This is a genomic window from Aeoliella sp., from assembly GCF_965227375.1.
In the GTDB taxonomy this organism is placed as follows: Bacteria; Planctomycetota; Planctomycetia; order Pirellulales; family Lacipirellulaceae; genus Aeoliella.
Genome location: NZ_CBDDFX010000002.1, coordinates 3,074,630 through 3,096,338 on the forward strand (window position 1 = coordinate 3,074,630; position 21,709 = coordinate 3,096,338).

General features: G+C 59.8%; 18 protein-coding genes. 6 read left to right on the forward strand and 12 right to left on the reverse strand.

Features of this window, described 5'->3' with window-relative positions:
• Window positions 1-97: 97 nt before the first annotated feature.
• Entirely contained in the window at window positions 98-1,654 is a 1,557-nt protein-coding gene (locus ACQK2L_RS25135) for a phytoene desaturase family protein (RefSeq protein ID WP_425399798.1), read from the forward strand.
• Here ACQK2L_RS25135 and ACQK2L_RS25140 read toward each other — a convergent pair.
• Window positions 1,644-4,289 (reverse strand): LamG-like jellyroll fold domain-containing protein, encoded by a 2,646-nt coding sequence (locus tag ACQK2L_RS25140; protein ID WP_425399799.1) that lies wholly within the window; start codon window positions 4,287-4,289, stop codon window positions 1,644-1,646. The two genes, ACQK2L_RS25135 and ACQK2L_RS25140, sit on opposite strands and share 11 nt — an antisense overlap.
• 75 nt (window positions 4,290-4,364) lie before the next feature.
• Entirely contained in the window at window positions 4,365-4,727 is a 363-nt protein-coding gene (locus tag ACQK2L_RS25145) for a hypothetical protein (RefSeq protein ID WP_425399800.1), read from the reverse strand.
• On the opposite strand from ACQK2L_RS25145, the gene ACQK2L_RS25150 reads away from it, so the two are divergent.
• Window positions 4,726-5,391 carry a carbonic anhydrase gene (locus ACQK2L_RS25150; RefSeq protein ID WP_425399801.1) on the forward strand — a complete coding sequence of 222 codons (666 nt, stop codon included), beginning with the start codon at window positions 4,726-4,728 and terminating at the stop codon, window positions 5,389-5,391. The genes ACQK2L_RS25145 and ACQK2L_RS25150 overlap by 2 nt on opposite strands.
• 274 nt (window positions 5,392-5,665) lie before the next feature.
• Window positions 5,666-7,369, forward strand: coding sequence for an esterase/lipase family protein (locus tag ACQK2L_RS25155; RefSeq protein WP_425399802.1), 1,704 nt, complete (start codon window positions 5,666-5,668; stop codon window positions 7,367-7,369).
• A gap of 24 nt (window positions 7,370-7,393) precedes the next feature.
• On the opposite strand, the gene ACQK2L_RS25160 is transcribed toward ACQK2L_RS25155, so the two are convergent.
• The 3 genes from ACQK2L_RS25160 to ACQK2L_RS25170 all read right to left on the reverse strand — a co-directional run bounded on the left by ACQK2L_RS25160 (window position 7,394) and on the right by ACQK2L_RS25170 (window position 10,846).
• Complete coding sequence (locus ACQK2L_RS25160) at window positions 7,394-9,436, reverse strand: hypothetical protein (RefSeq protein WP_425399803.1); 2,043 nt, start codon at window positions 9,434-9,436, stop codon at window positions 7,394-7,396.
• Window positions 9,437-9,572: 136 nt separating this feature from the next.
• Window positions 9,573-10,424, reverse strand: coding sequence for an arsenite methyltransferase (gene arsM, locus ACQK2L_RS25165; protein WP_425399804.1), 852 nt, complete (start codon window positions 10,422-10,424; stop codon window positions 9,573-9,575).
• Entirely contained in the window at window positions 10,421-10,846 is a 426-nt protein-coding gene (locus tag ACQK2L_RS25170; RefSeq protein WP_425399805.1) for an arsenate reductase ArsC, read from the reverse strand. Before ACQK2L_RS25170 ends, arsM begins: the two co-directional genes overlap by 4 nt.
• Before the next feature lie 57 nt (window positions 10,847-10,903).
• Between ACQK2L_RS25170 and ACQK2L_RS25175 the strand changes: the two genes are divergently transcribed.
• Entirely contained in the window at window positions 10,904-11,242 is a 339-nt protein-coding gene (locus ACQK2L_RS25175) for an ArsR/SmtB family transcription factor (protein ID WP_425399806.1), read from the forward strand.
• 721 nt (window positions 11,243-11,963) lie between these two features.
• On the opposite strand, the gene ACQK2L_RS25180 is transcribed toward ACQK2L_RS25175, so the two are convergent.
• Together ACQK2L_RS25180 and ACQK2L_RS25185 are read right to left on the reverse strand one after the other, a co-directional pair.
• The gene (locus tag ACQK2L_RS25180) at window positions 11,964-12,707 is read right to left on the reverse strand and encodes a gamma-glutamyl-gamma-aminobutyrate hydrolase family protein (protein WP_425399807.1); all 744 of its coding nucleotides are present in this window, start codon (window positions 12,705-12,707) and stop codon (window positions 11,964-11,966) included.
• A gap of 551 nt (window positions 12,708-13,258) precedes the next feature.
• Window positions 13,259-13,981 (reverse strand): CPBP family intramembrane glutamic endopeptidase, encoded by a 723-nt coding sequence (locus ACQK2L_RS25185; RefSeq protein ID WP_425399808.1) that lies wholly within the window; start codon window positions 13,979-13,981, stop codon window positions 13,259-13,261.
• A 101-nt stretch (window positions 13,982-14,082) separates the two neighbouring features.
• Here ACQK2L_RS25185 and ACQK2L_RS25190 point away from each other — a divergent pair, with 101 nt between their 5' ends.
• Complete coding sequence (locus tag ACQK2L_RS25190) at window positions 14,083-15,141, forward strand: 3-oxoacyl-ACP synthase III (protein WP_425399809.1); 1,059 nt, start codon at window positions 14,083-14,085, stop codon at window positions 15,139-15,141.
• 42 nt (window positions 15,142-15,183) lie between these two features.
• Here the strand turns inward: ACQK2L_RS25190 and ACQK2L_RS25195 are convergent, their stop codons facing one another.
• The 3 genes from ACQK2L_RS25195 to ACQK2L_RS25205 all read right to left on the reverse strand — a co-directional run bounded on the left by ACQK2L_RS25195 (window position 15,184) and on the right by ACQK2L_RS25205 (window position 18,441).
• Window positions 15,184-16,773 (reverse strand): serine/threonine protein kinase, encoded by a 1,590-nt coding sequence (locus ACQK2L_RS25195; protein ID WP_425399810.1) that lies wholly within the window; start codon window positions 16,771-16,773, stop codon window positions 15,184-15,186.
• Between the two features lie 290 nt (window positions 16,774-17,063).
• Window positions 17,064-17,891: an enoyl-ACP reductase FabI gene (locus tag ACQK2L_RS25200; RefSeq protein ID WP_425399811.1), complete on the reverse strand. Its 828-nt coding sequence runs from the start codon at window positions 17,889-17,891 to the stop codon at window positions 17,064-17,066.
• 115 nt (window positions 17,892-18,006) lie between these two features.
• Complete coding sequence (locus tag ACQK2L_RS25205; RefSeq protein WP_425399812.1) at window positions 18,007-18,441, reverse strand: 3-hydroxyacyl-ACP dehydratase FabZ family protein; 435 nt, start codon at window positions 18,439-18,441, stop codon at window positions 18,007-18,009.
• 283 nt (window positions 18,442-18,724) lie between these two features.
• On the opposite strand from ACQK2L_RS25205, the gene ACQK2L_RS25210 reads away from it, so the two are divergent.
• Complete coding sequence (locus ACQK2L_RS25210; RefSeq protein WP_425399813.1) at window positions 18,725-19,381, forward strand: SHD1 domain-containing protein; 657 nt, start codon at window positions 18,725-18,727, stop codon at window positions 19,379-19,381.
• Between the two features lie 113 nt (window positions 19,382-19,494).
• On the opposite strand, the gene ACQK2L_RS25215 is transcribed toward ACQK2L_RS25210, so the two are convergent.
• Together ACQK2L_RS25215 and ACQK2L_RS25220 are read right to left on the reverse strand one after the other, a co-directional pair.
• Complete coding sequence (locus ACQK2L_RS25215) at window positions 19,495-19,944, reverse strand: hypothetical protein (RefSeq protein WP_425399814.1); 450 nt, start codon at window positions 19,942-19,944, stop codon at window positions 19,495-19,497.
• A 39-nt stretch (window positions 19,945-19,983) separates the two neighbouring features.
• The gene (locus ACQK2L_RS25220) at window positions 19,984-21,462 is read right to left on the reverse strand and encodes a phytoene desaturase family protein (protein WP_425399815.1); all 1,479 of its coding nucleotides are present in this window, start codon (window positions 21,460-21,462) and stop codon (window positions 19,984-19,986) included.
• Between the last annotated feature and the right edge of the window lie 247 nt (window positions 21,463-21,709).

Sequence of the window (21,709 nt, forward strand, 5' to 3'; positions counted from 1 at the left end):
CGAATTTTTACCATGCAACAGCAACCTCTGAACGTCAACCAGGGTATACTTCGGACCACCACTCTACAGCGCGCAGATAATTTCGCGAGGAACACGCATGGCGACCGACTGTGACGCAATCGTGATTGGCGGTGGGCATAACGGGCTGGTGTGCGCCTGCTATCTGGCGAAGGCCGGGCTCAAGGTGCTGGTGCTGGAGAAGTGCAGCGAGATCGGCGGCATGACCAACACCCAGGAGGTGACGCTGCCAGGCTTTCATACCGACACGCACGCCATCTGCATCCAGTTCGCCAACTTCTCCCCGGTGCCCAACGAACTCGGCCTGGCCGATTATGGCTTCGAGCTGCTTCATCCCGATCCGTGCTGGTCGCATCCGTTCCCCAAAGGCCGCGCGCTGACCGTCTATCGCGATGTCGACCGGACCTGCGAGAGCATCAGCCGGTTCTCCCAAAAGGACGCGGAGACTTGGCGACGGCTCTACCAGGAATTCCTCGTCCAGAAGGACGCCATCGGCGCGTCGATGAATAGCCCACCCTCTGCCGCTGAGCCGGCATCGCCCGATCAGTATCGCTACGCGATGCAAAGCCTGCGTTCGTGGTGCAACGAGACGTTCGAGGCCAAAGAGACCAAGTGCCTGGCGTCGGCCTGGGGCGTACACATCGGGGCCTCGCCCGACGACATCGGCGGCGGCAGCGTTGCGTGCTTGTTCTCGATGGTCGTGCAGCACTTTGGCAACAACGTCGTGCGGGGTGGTATGCGACAACTGCCGCTCGCACTGGCCGGCTATCTCGAAGCCCACGGAGGCAGCATCCGCCTCGACTCGCAAGTGAAGTGTGTGCTGGTCGAGGATGGCAAGGCTATCGGCGTGGAGCTTGCCGATGGCGAGCAGGTTCTTTGCAAACAGCTTATCGCTTCGAGCGCCCACCCGCGGCAACTGGTGCTCGACCTGCTGGGAGAACAACAGGTAGGGCCAAGTATCGCTCAGAAGATGCGACGGTACGAATTGGGCGAGCCGGTAATGGTGGTGTACCTCGCGCTCGACCGCCCGCCTGAATTTGCAGCCGGCGGCGACGTCAACCAATCGGTGTACGCACACTGCAGCGAGCCGACGCTGGAATACTTCTTGCGCGCTTTTTCCGAGTCCCGAGCCGGCCATCTGCCCGCGCATCCCTTCGCGCTGGTGTGCCACGACACGGCCGCCGAGCCAAGTCGCGCACCGGCTGGCAAAGCGTTGATGAAGCTGGTCGTGCAACCGATACCCTACCGAATCACCGGCGACGCGGCCGGCCAGATCACTGGCCACGACTGGGACAGCGTGAAGGAGGCGTTCGCCGATCGTGTGATCGATCACCTCTCCAAAAACTACATTCCGGGCCTAGCGGACAGTATCGCCAAACGCGTGGTTCACAGCCCGTGCGACATCGAAAGGCTGCTGCCCAGCGCGATCGAAGGCACCAACACCCACGGAGCATGCTGGCCGTACCAATTCGGTGCGATGCGGCCGATCCCCGAACTGGCCGGCTACCGCTCGCCGATCAACAATGTCTACCTGTGCGGCTCCGGCAGCCACCCCGGCCCTGGCGTCACGATGGCACCCGGACGGAACGCGGCGCAAGTGATCTACGGAGATCTTGGGATCGACTTTAAGAGCTGATGCAATGGACTTTGGAGCTCTGGACGCTCCGAATCCTGGCTCCCACCAGCAACGCCCCCAGCAAGATAGCGCATGCCGCTGGCTCAGGGACTTGCGCGGCGGACGATGAAGCGGAACTTGCAAGTGATGCGCCAAAGTTTGCCTTCCACGTGGCGTACTGCGCCGGGCCGATGGCACCGCCGTTGCTGTCGTTCAGCAATACCCCGGGCGCGGCTCCGAGGCTGTTTCGCCACACCGTGTAGTCGGCCAGGTTCACCAAGCCGTCGTTGTTGTAGTCGCCGGCGAGGCCACTCACGGCGGTCAGCACGATCTCGGTCGCGGTGCTAGCCACGAGACTGAACAGCGATCCGTCAGGACCGCCGAGCGTAAGGTTGTTCGTCAGGCTCGACGCCGAGAGCACGGTGAACGTGTCGTTCAACTCGGGCGTGTAGTTGGGGTCGATTGACACCCACAGCACACCGTCGAGTGAGGCCGTGCCGTCGACTTCGAGCAGGTCACTGGTCTCGGCAACCTCCACTGCCAAGTTGGCTCCGGTAAGCAGGTCCAAGTTGCCACCGATTTGGCCACGGCCACTAAGCGTCGCTCCCAGGGCGACCGACGTCGCGGGGATCGCTCCGTCGAGTTCCAGCACGCCTGCGGCGACGGTCGTCGAACCGCTGAAGGTACTGTCGCCAGTGAGAGAAAGCGTACCCTCGCCGGACTTTGTCAACGAACCGCTTCCCGTGATCACTCCAGCGAAGTCCGAGTCGGTGGCGTTGCTGACCGTCAACTGCCCACCATTGCCGAGGTGAACGGTCGAACCGGCTGCGCCGCTCAGCCCGGCGATCTCCTGAGTAACGCCATCGAGGTCGAGCGTAGCGCCGCTGGCAATGTTTACAGTCGTGGTACTGGGCAACGAGCCCAGTGCCTGTCCTTGGTGCAGCGCGGCGACCTGGGCGGCGGAGAGCGATTGATCGTAAATCTGTACGGAGTCCATCAAACCGTTGAAGTTCAGCGCCCCGTCGCCCGGGTTGTTGGCAACGCCAAGTTGCACCAGCGAGCCGATGTCGGGCACGCCAAAACCGCTTTCGGCCGCCGAAGTCGAAAGCGGCTGACCGTCCACATAGATGGTGTACTCGCCGCCTTGGTTCACGTAGGTCACATGTCGCCATTGGCCATTGGCTACGTTGGTCGAGCCTGGCGTGGCGTGCAGGAAGCCGCCGGCCCAGCGGACGCCGGCTGGCTGAACGCCGCTGCCGAGCGCCGTTCCGTCGCCCAGGTAGAAGGTCGAGTTGCCGTACGCCCAACCGCCATCGTGCTTGGTGAGGATCGAGCCCCCGGCGGTGGTGGTCTTGATCCAGGCCGAGAGAGCCCAGTTGCCATCGGTTGCCAGGTCGGTGATGCCGCTGTTGATGTCGACCGACGCCCCGCCCGAAAGGCTCACCGCATTGCCGCTGCGGCCTCCACCGGCTGGAACGATGGTCGCACCGCCAGCCAACGCCCCGTTCATGGCGGAACCACCAGAACCGTCGTTCACCACCACATTGTCTCGGTCGCTTTCGAACGCATAGTCGGCAAGGGGCCTGGCGGGGCTTAGCCGCAACGTACCCTGGTTGATGTTCGTCGCTCCGGCGTAGTCGTTGGCCGCTTGGAGCGTCAAATCGTAGCTGCCGACCTTGGTGAGCGAACCGACGCCAGTGACAGCCGACTCGATGAAGATGTTCCCCTGCCCTGCGTCGAAGGTACCATTGCCCACGAGCGTGACATTCCCCGCCAAGCGGAACGTATCCAGATCGTATTGGTCGTGACGCACGATAGCGTTGTCGACGATCAAGTCCTTGATGGTGACTTTGCCGTCGTGGCCCCAACCGTTGTACAGCAGTCGGCCACGGCGGTTGATGGTGAGCGACTTGCCGGCGAAAGTCCAGCTCGGATAGCCATTGGGGGTGCGGATATCGTAGCTGCCGGTGGTGTAGTCGGCGTTGGGATGTGCGAAGGTGTTGTCGCTCCAGGTGCCAGCGTGGTTAAAGCCCGACGTGCCCACCGGATCGTCGGCGGTGAGCGTCACGCTGGACGCGTTCCATGCAGTAGGGTTGGCGGTGGAACCAATGCCCCAGTCGGCCCGCAGTGCGTACGTCAGGGCCACGTTTCGCTGAGCGTTGAGCTCGCTCCACTCGTTGTCGTAGTTCATTCCATACGGCCAGAAGTGCACGCCATCGTTGCCGACTCGGGCGCCGACGCCGTCGAACTGCTCGATGATGCGGATGGTGCGCTGGCCGTCCCACGACAGTCCGTTGGCGTTGGAAAAAGTACCCGTGCCAAGCCAATGGTCCAACTCGTGCATGGTGACCCGGTCGTTGGGCCAGGTGCCACCGTATTCGATGATGCCGCCCCACCCGCCGTAGCCTGCCTGCGCAGTCGGCACGCCAGGGTTGTAGGCAGCCTCGACATTGCTGCCGTTGCCGCCGGTGAAGTCGCCGTAGGCGTTGTAGCGATTGACGATGTTGTTCAGCGCCCACCACGCGGCGTCCTGACGAGAGTCGCCTGCCCAGCCCCACGAGAGCGAGAAAGTCAGCTGCGCATCAGCAGGCTTACACGCCACGGTAAGCACCGCAGACACGAACACCGCACATGCAATCAACGGCCGGTACAGCATACTTTTCTAGAAGAACATCAGGCAGCTAGCGCAATAGCGGGGGCATGCCGATGGGCGACCATCCGTCCGAGAGGTTCAGCGAACCTGCCACGTGAGAAACCGCCGACCACGAAAAGCCTCTTCCGCCTTGGTTTCATTATAAACCTCCAGTAATTCGGAGCTATTGCTGATTTGGGCAAACCAGTTACCATTTCTGGACTGGGAAACCGCAATGACAGTGGTGACAAACTTCTCATGCCACTGCGGCGACCTTCCTTGGTGAAGAGCATCCGGACCTCCCCGAAGCACCCAATTCGAGCCACAAATCACGGTATTGTGGCGATGAGTTGCGGGTGTTGACACCAGCGCAGCGGGCCGGGAGGATGCTTGAAACTTCATTGCGAAGCTTAAAGTAACGAATTGTTTTGATATCGCCTCACATACCAGGAGCAGATTCATGGCTCAGAAGTCCGCCGCTCGCGCGCTCGAAGACTTGAAGAAGGGCAACCAGCGTTTCGTGAAGGAGCGCTTCAACGACCCTCACGACGACTGCACGCTGCGAAACCTCGAGCGACGGAAGCAACTCGTAAGTGGGCAGGAGCCGTGGGCCGTGGTGCTCTGCTGTGCCGATAGCCGCGTACCGCCCGAGCTGATCTTCGATAGCGGGCTGGGTGAGCTGTTCGTCATACGCGTGGCTGGCAACGTTGCCAACAGCGAGTCGATTGCCAGCGTCGAATACGCCGCCATCAAGGCGGTGGGCAACATCGGCGCCAACCTGGTGGTTGTGCTCGGCCATGAAAGCTGCGGCGCGGTCCAAGCAGCAATCAACAATGCGGCGGCTCCCAAGCCAGCCAACCTCGGCCCGCACATCAACGGCCTGCTGAGCTACATCACCCCTGCGGTGAGCCAACTGCCTCCGAAGAAGGTCACCGAGTTCAACAACAAGTCGACGAGCGCCAAGCAGAAGCAAAGTACGCTGACTGCCGCGGTGAAGGCCAACGCGGTGAATTCCGTGGCCGACTTAAATTCGCTTTCGTCCATGATTCCGAACGAACGCGGACTGATCGTCGTTCCGGCGATCTACCGCCTGGCGACCGGTAAGGTCGACTTCTTTGAAGCTTGAGTCGGTCTCGCAGAGTTTGGTCGATCTGGAGTTTTGAGTCTTTTGAGGACGCTTGATCGGCCATGCGCCGACGTGCTGCATCCGAACTGGCAAACCCTGCGGCCTGGGCAAACACCGCCGCCTGCAACCGTTGTAGGCTTGGCGGCGTGAAAAACTGCCAAACAAACAATGGAATCCGGCGTCGCTCGCCCGGCATGGTTCCTCCCATGGTGTATGTTCCCATAGAGGTGGTGATCCGCACGCGGCGGACTGCTGCCCCATGGAAGGGACCAGCGTGCGATATCTCTCAGCCAAGGTGTATCGGCAAGTCGCGTTTACCGCGGCCTGCTTGCTGCTATTGGCTACCGGCTGCAGCCTCGACCGCCAGGCGTGGCGGTCTCCTGCTTGCGTTGCCCCCGTGGATCTCTCTTCGCAGCAGGCACTCATCGGCGGCCTCCACGCGGCCGAGTCGTACTACGCGCAGGCGTTTGCGCTGGAGCAATCGGGTCAGGCCGAGTGTGTCGACTATTACTATCAAGCAGCCGTTGCCGCCTGGCCCTCGTTTTGCGTGGGACAAGCCGGCGATGCGTCTCGCGAGTGGCAGTTATATCACTCGGCCGTGACGCGGATGCTCGAAGCCGCGCAGCATCACCAGCGTTGGCGCCCCGGCCAGGGCCTGCTGGTCGCCGGGCCAGCGGGACTTACGCCGGTGCCCGCGGCCTACCATGGATTCGCCTGGAAGTCAGCGGAGTTCAGCGAAATGGCGCCCGTTGGCGAGTACGATGTGCCCGAACTGAAGTACCGCTTTCGCACGTCCGGATTGGGAGTGCCGCTCGTGGTGGTTCGGCGCGGCCCCTGCATCGAGCCATTCATGCAGCGTGAGCAGTCGTTCGCGGCCACGGCCGTGCTACGCCCGACCAATGTCAGCAGAGGCAGCGCGCCGCAGTTCACTTTGGAGTTTTACAACCCCGTGGCGACCGATTCGCTGCAAACGGCAACGGGATGCACTCCCCTGGCACGCGACCTATCGGCAATGTTCGCCTATCCGCCACGCGGTGAAGACAAGCTGTGGCTCAAAGACTTCCTATTGCCAGGCTCGGGCACCACCGACGGCGGGCTTTACATGCTCGAGCCTTACCAGCCAGGCAAGATCCCCGTGGTGCTGGTGCATGGACTGCTATCCGACTCGGCCACATGGGTTAACATGGTAAACGAGCTGCGGGCGAATCGCGATATCGCCGACCGTTATCAGTTCTGGGCGTTCCAGTATTCAACCGGTACGCAGTTCTTCCTGAGCGCTGCAACGCTTCGCCAAGAACTTCGCCGATTGCGCACCACGTACGACCCACACCGGGCGGATCCGGCGATGTCGCAAATGGTGATGGTGGGCCACAGCATGGGCGGATTGGTAACAAAGCTGCAGGTCACCTACAGCGGCGAGCACCTGTGGAACACACTGGCGAGCCGCCCGCCGTCGCAGATCGTCACCACGCCACAAGTGCGCGATCGACTGACCGAGCAAATGTTCTTCGATCCGAATCCCGGTATCACCCGCGTGGTCTTTATCGGCACGCCGCATCAGGGTTCGACCGACGCCACTCGCTGCATCGGCCGAATCGGCTCGGTGTTGGCAGAACAGTCTCCTGAAGCAAAACAGGAACACGCTCAACTCGTGCGCGACAACCCTGGCGTGTTCGCCGCCGAAGTGCAGCGCAAGATCCTCAGCAGCATCGACCTGATGGAGCCAGAGAACCCTTTCCTTCGCACGATGCTCGCACTGCCCTTCTCGCAGCAAGTGCGGGTGCACTCCATCTGCGGCGTGGTGCCGCGGCTATGCAGCGCCGAACCGACCGACAGCGTCGTACCACTCTCCAGCGCCCGCCTGGCGTGCGTGTGCAGCGAAGCACTGGTGCCCGCCAAGCACACCGAACTGACCCGCGATGAGCAGACAATCCACGAAGTGGCGCGGATCCTGCGGCTACATGCGCAGTGCAGGTAAGGGAGTTTTGAGTGGCTTGAGGACCTATTCCGACCAGCCCGGCAGGGAAACCGTGGTCTGGTAGTTGGAGTAGTTGTAGAGTGGGTTGCGTTCTGGCATGTAGAGTCGTCCCGCTTTCGGGTTGTCGTCCTGCGTGTAGACCCACATTTCGTGCTGATCCCACACCACTACTTCGTCTCGGGCATCGCCCATGATATTCAGCACAGCGTTGCACAAGTCGGGATGACCATCGGCGGGGAACTTCACCACTCGCCGGCCCCATCCGTCGAACATGCCGCCCTGCTGGACATTGGCCGACAGAAGCCAAAACTCTCCAGGGCTACCCGTCCAATTTACCGGCAAGCACATGCTGCCGTGCTGGCACGGTTCGCAGTCGTGGTAGATGTCACCGGCAGCATCGTAGAAATGGACAATCCCCTGGTTGCCCCAGAAGTTGATCGAGACGGCCTCCAGACCTGGTAAATCCGGGCGGAAGTCGGCAATGGCGGGATTCTGCACATGCCCAATGTAGTGATGCTTGAGGATATTCCCCTCCAGGTCCGCGAAGAACATGCCTTCGTCGCTTGCCGCGCACAACAGCATTGGTGCTTTGTCCGAAGAGAACTGGGCAATAGCTACGCCATCGGCGTGATCTTGCACCACATCATCCAGAGACCACCGCTTGGAGCCATCGTCGTCGAACAACGTGTAGCCCATCATCAGTTCATCCTTGCCATCGCCATCGACATCGTAGGCGAACGGATAGTGCCCCGTATTGCATTGCGACTGCCAGAGAACTTCCAACCGGTCGTTCAGGGCCCACAAGTTGAGATACCGATCCTTGATAATCACGTCGGCATCCCGCCCTGTCCCGCGGAGGTCGCAGAAGTAGAGGCTATCGCCCAATACCCTGGCAAACTTGTTGTAAGGCTCGGGGGTATCGGGAGGTAGCTTGGGAGTGGGAACGGAGTACTTCGTCTCGCCAGTCGCGCCATCGGCGACAACCAGACGCATCTGCCGGCAGTAGACGACCTCGCTGCGTCCATCGCCATCAAAGTCGTGAATCTGAAAGCCGACATCATTGGTCAAGTGATCCTTCCAGGGGTCTGCCTCACCAATCTGCCAGAGCTGCTCTCCATCAAAAGTCATGGCGGTCAAACAGCTCAATTCACTGTTGCGGTCCTTGGGGCCGTGGTGCAACACCTGGCCGAACAAGACATCCATCTGGCCGTCGTTGTTCAAATCGCCGAATCGCACATTCCGGCCAACTCCAAAGTCCTCTAGCGACAACTTCTTCCACAGCACCATCTTGGGATTGGCCCGCTGAAGGCGTTCTGCTTCCAGCTGGCGATCTTCGATTGCCGCGGCGATTCTCTCAGCTTCGGCCGTGATCGCGGTTACTCGAACCTCTTGAAACAACGCGGGACCATCAGCAACCAGCCCAACCTTACCCGCGGGAAACACATCACTCTCCGCGGACAGTTTTGTGTTGTTGATTTCAGCGTTGATGACATTGCCATCCACGGCGATCCTAACGTGCATCGCCGCATCGCTTACCGTCTCCATCGGCGCCGTGGCAAGCACATCTTCCCGTGGCTTATGATAAGCAGTGGCGTGTCGAACGAGCTTCAACACCGCCTGTCCATCCTGCACTCCACAGAAGTAGTAGCAACGGTCGTTTTGGTAGCGAAAAACAACGCCAGTCATACGGTCTGGCGTCTGCGGGATGAATCGCGCTTCAACCGTGTAATCTTGCCACGAAGGGTCGCCCGCCACGATCATCGGATGGTAGTGCTTGTACTTGTTCTTGTAGGCCTGCGCCATCACCCTCCGTCCGTCATGCTCGACGATTCGCCAAGCACGCTGCGAAGCGACGTCGGAACGAAAGGTAGAGACCTCCCAGTTGCCTTGGGGCGCAGCTTCTCGCAAGTAGTGGTACTCCGTGTGCGCACCTACTGCCGAAGAGAACAAACCCGCGTGATAGTTGCTAAAGTCGTCCTCGAGCAGGACTTCTACTTCATCCGCCGCGATCACCAGAGAGGAAGGCCAGAACGTCAGCAGGACACTCATCGTAGCTAGTCGCGACATGTGGCTCCCCTCCCCAGAAATGCCCGTGGATCAAGTTTTGGTCGCTAGAACGGCCCCCGGAATTGTAAAGCACGGGTAGCGTCGCAGCAACAAAACCACGCTCCACAGCCTAGGGAGGGTTTTGAGTGTTTGAGACTCAAGAGCCGCACGGCTTCAACGCGTATACCTTCACGCTGGCAGCGTAGTCGTTCACGTTGTAGCGGGCGAGCAGGTCTTTTAGCCGCTCGTGCAGACCAGCGTCGCCTTCGGACACGACTGGCAAGCCGCAATCCATCGAAGGCGAACAGCATGCCGATTGGTTCTCGACCTTCGCGTAGGCGTTCAGGTCGCTTCCCGTATCGACTACCTGCACCGCGTCGAATCCGGCGGCAACCAGCCCCGCCGTGTACTCCTCGATCGGAATCGCACCGGCAATGCAACCGACGTAGGCCATCAAGTCGCTGCCGAGTTCCTCCGGCAGTTCGGCCTTCAGCGCAATGTCGCTCACCGCCAGTCGCCCACCGGGCTTCAAGACTCGGGCGATCTCGGCAAACACGGCCTGCTTGTCGGGCGCCAAATTGATCACGCAGTTGCTGATCACGCAGTCCACCGAGTTGTCGGTCAGCGGCAGATTGTCGATCGTGGCCTGATGAAACTCGACATTCGTCGCGCCCGACCGTTCGGCGTTGCGGCGCGCGAGTTCCAGCATTTCGGGCGTCATGTCGATGCCAATTGCCTTGCCAGTCGGTCCGACCTTCTTGGCCGCCAGGAACACATCCAAACCGCCACCGCAGCCGAGATCGACGACCGTCTCGCCCTCTTTGATCGAGGCCGTTGCCGTGGGATTGCCACAAGAAAGCCCCATGTTGGCTTCGGCGGGGATCGAACCAAGTTCCTCCGGCGTGTAGCCAAACGCCTCGGCAACCGCCTTGACGCCTTGGTGGTCGGTAGAAAGCCCGCTGCCGGCAACGCTGCCATACTTCGACTTCACTGCATCTTCTATCTTCATCGTATTTGCTCCAACCAAGCGGTAATTTGAGATTCGATTTGGTCTCGCACGGTGCGAAACACCTTCAACTTCTCTTCAGGCGGCCCGACAAACTCTGCCGGGTCGTCAAACGGCCAAAAATGGCGATGGTACATTCCGGGAAAGACCCGCGGACAGGCCTCGTTGGCTCCCGCGCAGACGATCACCAGATGATGCACGGTAAGGCGACCGAGGAACTGCTGCACGTCTTTGGGACGCTGGCTGCTAATGTCGATGCCCCGCTCGGCCATCACCTGAATGGCTAGCGGGTGAACGGACTCTGCCGGATTCGTACCGGCGCTGTACACGTCGAGCCGATCCCCGGCCAAATCGCGCAGCAGCCCCTCGGCCATTTGGCTGCGGCAGGAATTGCCGGTACAAAGGAACAAAGCGTTTTCTGCCATGCGTCTCCTCTCTCAATATCGGTTGCATCACTACGATAGTTTTACTATTATGGAAATATGGAAGTCAAGACCGCGGTAACCGCATTGGCCGCCCTGGCCCAAGAATCCCGACTCGAAGTTTTTCGCCTGCTCGTGTATGCGGGAAGCGCCGGCATGCCAGCAGGCGAAATTGCCGAGACGCTGGACATCCCACCGGCCACGCTCACGTTCCACCTCAAGGAACTAAGCCACGCGGGGCTGGTCGACTCGGTGCGCGAGGGCCGGTCGATCCGTTACTCGATTCGCGAAGAGGGAGTTTGCGAACTCCTTACCTACCTACTCGAGGACTGCTGCAACGGACAGCCCGAATTGTGCGGCGCGAGTTGCAAGCCGGCGAAGAAGCGGGGGAAGCAGTAACGCTTGCCCGTCAAACGAAGCTGCTAGGTGTGTCGGATCCAGCTTCGCCTTGGAATGGGATCTAATCCCAAACAACTCGCACGAGTGCACCGCACCGCTCTAATTCTTCTCGCCAGGTCCTGAAACTCGCAGGCCACCCTTTGGCAACGAGCACTGGCAAGCATTCAAGCGCATTCTTTGCTTGCTCCGGTGTCATTCCTGTCGCTGCTCTTAGAATCGTGAAGACTTTCGGACGGCTTGGGCCGACACACCCGATATACAAGTGAGGCTCTTCCAATCCTTCTTCATACTCAAAGTCATGCACACCAATCGCTTCACGCATATCGGAGATTGCTGCCCTCAATGGCATATGCGTGTATTTAAGTGCCAACGGAACATGTTCATCGCAAACCCATGCTGCACCAACAACCCCTGGGCAACATCCCTGCTTAGCTGCGGAGTCATCGTAGTCCGCGAAATGCAAGAACCGACCGCCCTCATGCACGTGGTGATACTGATTTTTGAAACACCTGCCGCAAACCTCGCAGTATGGAGGAGTCATCGCGCTGTTTGTCTCTAAACGTGATACGAGTTCGGAACCAAGACCTTTGAGCCACGGCTCGGCAGAATCGCGCTGCCAAAAAAGCAAGCCCGCCTTGTGCTATCCATGCACAAGGCGGGCTCATTCGACATCGATCGGAAAACAGACGGCATCCAGGCCTGTTGCGATTGCGGCGACTTTTTAGGCCACCAGACGAACCGCTTCGTGGTTTTCTTTCACGCCGATCACGAACTCTTCAAAAATACGCATATCCAAAGCCGAGGCCGTATTGGCTTCGGGGTGGAACTGAGTACCTAACGCAAACCAATCATGGCCCTGGTACTCGATGCCTTCGATAATGCCATCGGGGCACTTGGCGGTCGCGGCAAAGCCGCTGGCCAGCTCGTCGACCGCCATGTGGTGACGGCTGTTGACCCGCAGTTCTCCATCGCCGTACACGCGATCGAGCAGCGACCCGGGTGTGATTTCCAACGTGTGGCGATGCTGCAAGTCGATGGCGTCGCGATGCGGCAAGGCATCGGGACGATCTTCGGGAATGTGCAACAACAGGTTGCCTCCCATGGTGACGTTCAGCAACTGCATACCAGCGCCGATACCGAACACGGGAACACGACGCTCACACACCAACTGTGCCAAGGTCCGATCGAACGTCTCGCGACGAGGATCGAGCGGCTTGACGGTGGGATGGAGCATCCATCCATCGCGACGGGGATCGAGGTCGGCTCCGCCGACCATCAACACACCATCGACAATATCCAGCATCTGATTCATGTCGTCCCGGTCCGCAACCGGAGGCAAGATCAACGGAATAGCGTCCGCCTTGATAATGGCGTCGTAGTATCCGGCGCCAACGTAGGAGAAAGCGGGGGTATCGCCCTGGGTGGCGCGATAGTCTGCATTCAATCCAATGACCGGCTTCGACATCTCTCAACACTCCCTGTGAGGTGACTTTTGAAGGATGGTGCAGACATCCGACTTCTTCGTAAAGCCGGTGGTGATAGGCTGCTTGTCCGTCCCTCAATTTTGCCGGAGCTGCGCTCGAAGTCGGATAGAGAAACACTGTTCGCCAGCCTTGATGCGGCTGCAAGGATTCGGTCAAGCACCGATCCTACACCGGGATCACAGCTGGGTAGCTAGCGAAGTGCAAGTGCCAGGTAGGGTAAGGCACTCAGGTGGGAAGAGAGTGATGCGCGACAATTCCCTGGCGCGACAATCATAACCCCCATCGTTCGCCGCACACAAACAAAGGGCCGTGTGCGACAACGCCCGATTTCCCTATCGTTCGTCCTTGTACAACTCCTAAACAGTTATGCCGGTGTCACTCGGCCAGCGGAAAGATGCAAGTCGCCGCCAAATTTAGGGGCTGGGCAGGAAAACGCAATAGGCGCGGAACATTTTGGGACGATAGCATCCCAGCGCCCCAACATCCTGTGCCACCAAAATACACCTGTTGAGTGCTAGCAATTGCTCAAGCGTTATTTCGCGAGCAAAGGCCCAGCTAGGTGATAACCCAGGGCAAAGATTCCTGCGTCGACCAGCAAATGGCTGATCCATACGGCAAATATAGACTCGGATCGGTAATACAGCCAAGCCCAAAATGCCCCACCCACTGCCACGGCGAGCGCCAGCAGGATCGCCATGGGTGGAGAGTGTGCGAAATAGGCCCATAACACCACCACGTGGTGTGCGGCGAACGCCAGGGATGAGATGACAATCGCCCAGCCAAGCTTGACGTATCGCCTCAAACCGCTGAACACGAACCACCGCCAGTAGTACTCCTCGAACAACGAATGGAACAGGGAGTAAAATACGCCCAAAGCGATGAACGCGGCCGGCGTGCCGAAGCCGATGTCGGCGATCTTGTCGCGAATGGGCTCGAGCGCTTGCTCCAAGACTGGCTGCCCCTTCAAGCCCCAGTACAGCAGCCACAAGGCGCCAGTCACGGCCACGCCGAAGGCGGTGCCCAGCACCAAGCCTTGGCGACTCCGCCGCGGCCAACCGATTCGATCGCGCCAGGCGACGGCCGTCCATACGATTGGCAGGCCGAATTGAATCGTCTTGGCCACCAAATAGACGCCTTGCTGCACACCAGACGCCGAGCCGGCCGCCCACACGAAATAGACCAGCGTGACGAAGGTCGGCAACATGCAGGCGATCGCCAGTATCCACGGGTCGAACTTACGCAGTTGCTCGGTCAATCGATTGCTCCCTTGAGAATTTCCGCCGCTTTACCTCAGTGGCTGCGGGGTTTATCCTCGCTGGACAGTCCCACGAGTTGCCCCTGAGAACCACCCCCGCCATGCGTTACTCTCGTGTCCACATCGAATCGCTCGGTTACACGCTGCCGGCCGAGGTGGTGACCACAGAGGCCATTGAACAGCAACTTTCGCCTGTTTACCAGCGGCTGAAGCTCCCCGAGGGGCGGCTGGAGCTGATGACCGGTATCGCCGAGCGGAGATTTTACACCCCGGGAACGCGTCCCAGCACCATCAGCATCCAGTCGGCACGCCGGGCGATCGAGGCCAGCGGGATCGAGCCACGGCACTTCGGCGCACTGGTACATGGCTCGGTTTGCCGCGACTTCCTCGAGCCAGCTACCGCCTGCCGAGTGCACCACGAGTTGGGCCTGCCGGCGAGTTGCGTGATCTACGACGTCTCCAACGCCTGCCTGGGGCTGCTGAACGGCATTCTGCAGGTGGCCAACATGATCGAGCTGGGACAGATTCGCGCTGGGGTGGTGGTGGGCACTGAAAGCGGGCGTAACCTGGTGGAGGGCACCATCGAGCAGCTCAACACCGATACGTCGCTCAAACGTAGCGACATCAAACTGGCCGTGGCGTCGCTCACGATCGGCTCGGCGAGCGCTGCAATCGTACTGGCCGACGCCGAACTCACCAGCACGGGGAACCGGCTCGTCGGCGGGGCAGTTCACTGCCGCACCGAGCAACATGAACTCTGCCAAAGCGACGGCCACGCGGAACTCATGCAGACGGATAGCGAAACGTTGATGCACGAAGGCGTGGCCACCGGTCGGGCTACTTTTGAGTCTTTTGAGTCCGAGACGGGCTTCACTGCTGCGAACATCGATCGTACGTTCTGCCACCAGGTTGGCGTATCGCACCGCAAGCTGCTGTTTGATCAACTAGGGCTCGATCAGGCGATCGACTACGCCACGCTCGAAGTGCTGGGCAATACGGGCTCGGCCGCCTTGCCGGTTACCATGGCGCGCGGACTGGAAGAACGCCCCGCGAAATCGGGTGATCGCATTGCCATGCTCGGCATCGGTTCCGGCATCAACTGCGTGATGCTCGGCTGCGAGTGGCAAAGAACCAATGTCGCTGGAGGTCTGGAAGAATAGCCCGGCACCTCGCCGTCCGCGAATGCCCTACCTCGGCCAAAACTAAAGGCCGACCATGACCACCAACAAGATGCCCAGTGCGGCCACAGCCACCAGGCCAATGGTGATGATCAGGCCCCAGGGCGTCTTCTTGTAGGGACTCGAATACCCAGGTGGGTGCAACGGGTTGTACTCGTACTCGCCGGAGAAGCGTGGCTTGATCGTTTCTTCCTTCTCCAGCACTTCCTCTTCGAAGAGCGACTTCGTGGGAGGACCACTGGAAGTGGAAGACGAGGGCGACTTGGGCTTTGAGCTGGATCCGCCGAGCACGTCCGACGAACGCGCGGCTCTTTCCTTGTCCTTGCTCTTGGACTTGGGCTCTTCGTCTTCCTCGAGCGGCGCCAGGGAGATGTCGTCTTCGTCGATGATCACGTCGGAGCTGGAATCGTCGAGCCGCCGCGTGTCGCGATCGGCTGCAGCGTTCGACATGGTCTCGCTGCTGGGTGGGGTACTGATGGCGCTGCTAGGCGGACGAACGCCAAACCGCGTGAGGATACCGCTGCCAACGCCGCTGCCTTCGTCGCTCGGCTCAATGCTGCCCCCTCGCACTTTGCGTCCACGGTCGGCAAGCCACTGGGTCAGGCGGTCGGCCACTTCGCTGGCCGACTCGAAGCGGAGTTCCGGCCGCTTGTTCATCATCTTCTGGCAGATCTCCACCAGCGACATCGGCAGGTCGGGCCGCAACTTCAGCAAGCTGTCGGGCTCTTCCACTTGGTGCTTGAGCAGCCGCTCGGAGATCGTTCCCTCGGGGAACGGCGGCCGGCCGGTCAGCAGGAAGTACAACGTGCAGCCCAGGCTGTAGATGTCGCTGCGATGATCGGCCGAATGGCTGTTGAGCGCCTGCTCGGGCGCGAGGTAGTCGGCCGTGCCCAGCACGTTCTCTTCGTTGGCCAGCGTGAGCGACGTCTGATCCTCTTCGGCCAGTTTCGCCAGCCCCAGATCGAGCAGCTTCACGGTTTGAGCGCGGTCGACCAACAGGTTGGCTGGCTTGATGTCGCGGTGCACCAGTGCCTTGGCGTGGGCATGCGCCAAGCCGGTGGCCGCTTGCGCGATGTAGTCGGCGGCCATCTCCGGATCCAAGGGACCGCTGTCCGACACCAGTCGATGCAAGTCCTTGCCGTCGACGTACTCCATCACGATGTAGTGGATGTCGCCTTCGTTATCGATGTCGAACGCGCGGACAATGTGCGGGTCGTCGAGCTTGGCCACAGCGCGGGCTTCGAGGCGGAATCGCTCGAGGTAGGAGGAGTCCTTCACCCGGCTCTTGGGCAGTACCTTGATGGCCACGCGACGACGCATCAGTACGTGCTCGGCCAGATACACGGCGCTCATGCCGCCCTTGCCAACTTCGCCCAGCAGCTTGTACTTGCCAAGGCGGAACCCTTTGTGCTTGCCAGCCAGCAACTTCTTGCTCTGCCACTCGGTGAGCAGACCCTGTTCCACCAACTCGGCGGCGAGAACCTCCGGGTCGTCAGGTATAGACCCTCCGTGCTTCGCAGCGACTTTCTTGAGAAACGACTCGATTTGGTCGTCTTCAACGAGTTCGCTGCGTTTGAGGTCGTGGAGCAGTTTGTTCGTGATGGCCTCTGGCATCAGGTTGGGGGCTGGATGATACGGCCGCCTGGAAAAGTGACTCTGTTCCGCTTGTTCACAACGGTTTGCGTGCGCTCGAACAATGGACTCATTCGGCCGGGCCCCTCGCGCAGCCCTGCGCACGCATTGCGGCCCCCCAACGGCGGTAAGCCGATGGGATCGGGCGTCCGCCGAAACGGACCCCCTGGGTCGCCTTCTCCTCATCTATCACGATAGCACGACGGGCGTAAAGCATCCAGTAGATTTCACTTAGGATTAACGGCAAACCCCTGTCCCAGGCGGTCCAACCGCTAGGACCCCTCCACGCACCGGCGGACGATTTCCGCGTCGAAATAGTTGGTCTCCATTCCCGCGTCCACCACCACCCGCTGGGCGTTAATCCCGGCAGATCGGGGACTTAGGAGAAAAACGGCCGTCGAGGCCACTTCCTCGGTGGACACTGCCCGATGCCGCAGGGTGGCCTGCTCGGCGTACAAATAGCTGTCCACGTAGCCCGGAATGCCCGCAGATGCCGAGGTTTTCAGTAAACCGGCGGCCACTGCATTGAACCGAACCTCGCTCTCGGCGCTAAAGCTCTTGGCCAAAAACGCCAGCGACGAATCGAGCGCCGCCTTGATCGGGGCCATGTAGCCGTAGTTCTCGCTGGCCATGCGGGTGGTCGAAATCGAGATGGTCACCACCGAGGCATCTCGGGCAAAACGTTCTTTCAACGCCCGCGACATCGCCAGCAGCGAGTAGCAGGAAACATCCATCGTGCGCAAAAACGCTCGCTTGGAGGTGTCGTGGAAGGCCTTCAGACCATCTTCATAATCGGCGAAAGCGATGGAGTGGACCAACCCATCCAGCGCGTCACAGCGGCTGGCCACTTCGTCTGAGAGCCGCTCGATCTGATCTTCGTGCTCCACGTCGCACACCAGAATATCGTCGGCCGAGCCGCCGGAAATATTGCTCACGAGCTTGGCGACCTGCTCCCGCCGCTGCTCGCTCCGCACCGAAAAGAGCACCCGGCAGTCGGCCTCGGCCAGCAGCCGAGCAACGTGCCAAGCGACGCTCTTGCGATTGGCCACGCCGGCCACCAATACAGTCTTACCAGCAAGTTGTAGAAAATCGGCAGGCATAGTTGTGGCCCGACACTCCGTGTCGGAATATTGGCAACGGGATGTGGAATTTCTACGGCGATTCGAAATGGAGAGTCAGGATTGGTTGTCTGACTATTCGACTCGGAAAGTCGAGCTACTCTGCCTTGGTCAGCGTACAGGCAAACTCAAATCGGCAGGCCAGTTTGCCAGTTTCCTGATTGGTTACCTTGGCTTTCAGGAAAAATGCGTCGGCCAAGCGTTCGGTCAGTTCGACTTCGATCTTCACCGTGCTCCCTGGCAGGACCATGTCGCGGAATTGCACGTTGTTGGCCCGCGTGGCCACCGGCACCGCGCCGGGCTTGTCGGCCGCGTGCTTGGACAATAGCACCGCCCCGGCCTGCATGCTCGCCTCGCACAAGAGCACCCCTGGCGTGATGGGGAACTCCGGGTAGTGCCCCGCGTACCAGAACTCGTCGCCAGTAAATTTTTTGAGGCAAACGATGCGATTCTCTTCCTGTTCGACGATCTCGTCGATCAGCAGGAACGGTTCGCGGTGCGGAATGGCGGCTTTGATTTGGTCGAGGGACATGAATTCTCAGTTGAGGAGGTTGGGTATCGTAGCGAAGTGCTAGCGTACAAAGAAATCTAGGCGAAGAACAGAAGCCTACAGAGGATGAAGACGATCGCAGCCCGTCCTGACTGATTCTGGACTTGCGGGTAACTCGCAGATCGACTAGTTGACCACCGTAGATTTGGAACAGACGACTCGCTTGAAATATCGATCGCTTACTGGAAACCGCTGGGAGGCTACGATGAAGCCATGCAATGTTCGAATAGCATGTTGGATCACGCTATTCTTGGCGCAGCTTTCAATGGGAATAGTAAGCGCGGAGGAAGCGGAGCAAGTTCGGAAGTGGCATGGGGCAGACGGCAAGTACGTCTTCTCAGCCGTACTGGTGGGAACGTATGGGGACGTGATAGACTTGCGCCGCGAAGATGGCGTCACGCTCAGGCTACCTAAACAACTACTGAGCCAGGAGGATCAGACCTTTCTGGATCCAAGCTCGCCCGCCTCGTTCGAGATCGAAGACCTGGGTCGCATCTCGACCCCCGAAGGCTATCAGTGGGATTTGGTCCGCCGACTAAACACCGACAAAGGAATGCTGGTCGTATACGCCTGCACTTCTTCCGACTCTAACTCGGTGTTAACCCTTACTGTATCTCCTCAGGTTGCGCATAACCAAGCGGAACGCACAGCCCATCTCAAAGGTCACTTCAACGGAATGATCCAAGGACTTGTCAACAATGGAGTTTCCATCAGCGACGCGGTTCGTCCTGAGCTGACCGAGGCCATCCCCGACTCAGTGGACTACTCACTTACTGGCATCCAAGCCGACGGAAGCAGCATTTCGGCTGCTGGCACAACCCTATTCAATGCAGATAAGACGATACTCCTGCAATCAATGGGTAACAATGCGGCTGAAGTCGCAAAACTAGCTGCACTTTCAAACTCGATTCAGATGCGATGAGAGAGCTGATACCGCTCGTGACTCCAGACCATTGGTGGTTGACCGGCAAGCCCAGAGACTCTTACAGCACGAATGAACGCCGACACTAATCTGCAACAGCGATAGCCAGGACCTCAATCCGGCACGTCGACGTACTCGTGGCACTTGGGGCAGGTCTCGGTCTTGCCGCGACGATCGCCGGGAAAGGTAATCTGGGCGCCGCAGTCTTCGCACTCGAACGTGATGTCGCCGAGTTCCTCTTTCGCCTGCCCTGTAGTTTGCACATCAACTAGCAACTTCACAGCGGCTTCTAGATGCTCCTCTGGCACAAACAGCTTCAGGCCACCCACGGCGTTGGATAACAACCAGCTCGCGCCGATTGAGCCTTCGTTTTCCAGGAAGCTCTCGATCCCCTCCTGCTTCAGCACAGCTTGGCAGACTTGTGCGTCAGCAAGCGTCAAGAACGACGTGAGCTTGGCGAATCGCGAATCGCTGGATTCGCCGAATTCCTGCTCTGCATTGTCGCTCGCTTGCAGTCCATCATACGACTCCGGCGATTGGAAAGGATTCTCTTCCTGCGACATCTTGAGCCCCCAATAGTATCAGCGTTCTGTTTAATTCGATTACTCCGTCGCCAACTGCTTTTCCACACCCGCGGTCGACGTCGAACTGTTGGTCTCGAGTTGGCTATCGACTTCGTTCGCTACGATCACTCCGTAATTCATTGCACCGAGCCAGCCGCTCATGATGATGCCGACGCTGCCCGCGTGGTACAGACCGGTCACTTGCTGTGGCAAGGCGCGGCTAACCGCGAGGCCTTCGAACTTGGTGCCGAAGCTGGCGCCGGCGATATGGGCCGTGTAGTGCTTGAACGTGACCGGCGTCGAGGCTTCCACGTGCACCACTCGCTCGCGGACGTTCGGCACGTACTTCTCCAACGCATCGAGCGTTGTCTCGCACAGGTCTTTCTTGCTCGCTTCGTACTCGTCTTCGGGCAGCTTGGCCCAGTCGTCGTAATTGGCGTTGGTGCTCGAGACGATCATGCACCGCGGCCGCCCGTCGGGCCGAGTCTTCGGGTAGTAGAACGAGTAGGTGCGGCTCGTAATCTCGCGCGACAGCAGTGCCTCGGTGCGGAAGTACGGAGCGGTGCTGCTAAACAGCAAGTCGCCCAGCTCCTTCACGTCCAGCCGATCGTCCTCCTGCAGTGCCATGTAGACTTGCGTGCTGCTATTGTTGAGTCGCACCGCCTGGGCGTCGTCGATGAAGCCCTCGTCGAACTTGTCCTCGCCCACCAGGTTGAAGATAGTCGCCTTGAGGTTCGCGTTGGAGACCACCGCGTCGCACTCAATGGTGTGCGTTGCTCCCTTGGCGTCGATCTCCACCGAGTGCACCGCACCATTCTTAAGGTTGATCTTCTTGGCGTCGCAGTTAATGGCGATGGTCACGCCGCTCTTCTTGAGTTCAGCCTCCATCTGGCTGATCAGCTTGTCGGTGCCGCCCTGGAACGTGAACACGCCTTTGGACATGAAGTTCGAAAAGACGATGCCATAGCTGATCGCCGGGTCTTCGAGCGTCGAACCGTTGGCGTAGGTGATTGGTTCCATCAACAGTCGAATCACGTCCTCGCGGCCGGGAAAGAACTCGTCGAATAGCTCGCGGGTGGTGGTCTGTTGGTCATCGTAGAAGTTCATGCCGCGCGCTTTGTCGAAGAACGCGTGTACCTGTTCGGGCTCGACGCCGAACTTCTCGATCAGCTGATTGGTGAAATCTTCCCGCGTGAACGAGGTCCACAGCGAGAACATCGGGTTGTCGAACCGCACGCCATCGAGCTGGACGATCGAGTCGGCGATCTCCTTCGACCAGTATCGCCGGCAGCTCTTCACCATTCCGTACGGAAAGCCGTGCAGCGAGATGTCGAAAATGTGGCCGCCGGGACGTTTGAACCAGGTGGCCATGCCACCCAGCTTGTAGTGTTGCTCGAGCAACAGCACACTGCGACCCTGCCGGGCCAGGATGTTCGCCGCGGTCAGCCCGGCCAGGCCGGCGCCGATAACCACCACGTCGTAGCGACTCTGAGCGTCTTTGAGAAAGTCTTTGGGCACTGGAGAGGGGTCAGGAATCGGGGATCGGGGGTCGGGGACGAATCTGTGAGTTTACCAGGATTCCCCCGGTCGCTCGATGGGGCCCAGATTGCCCTCTGGATCTCGATTCCCAGGGCAGCGCCCTGGGCTTTCGAAGCGTGCTGCTTCGCAGCTGGTTAATGGGACTCCGCCCAGGGAACCACAACAGTCACGTCTTTTGACTCAAGAGCGAATCATCGAACGCAGGATTGGGCCGGCTATTTCAGGC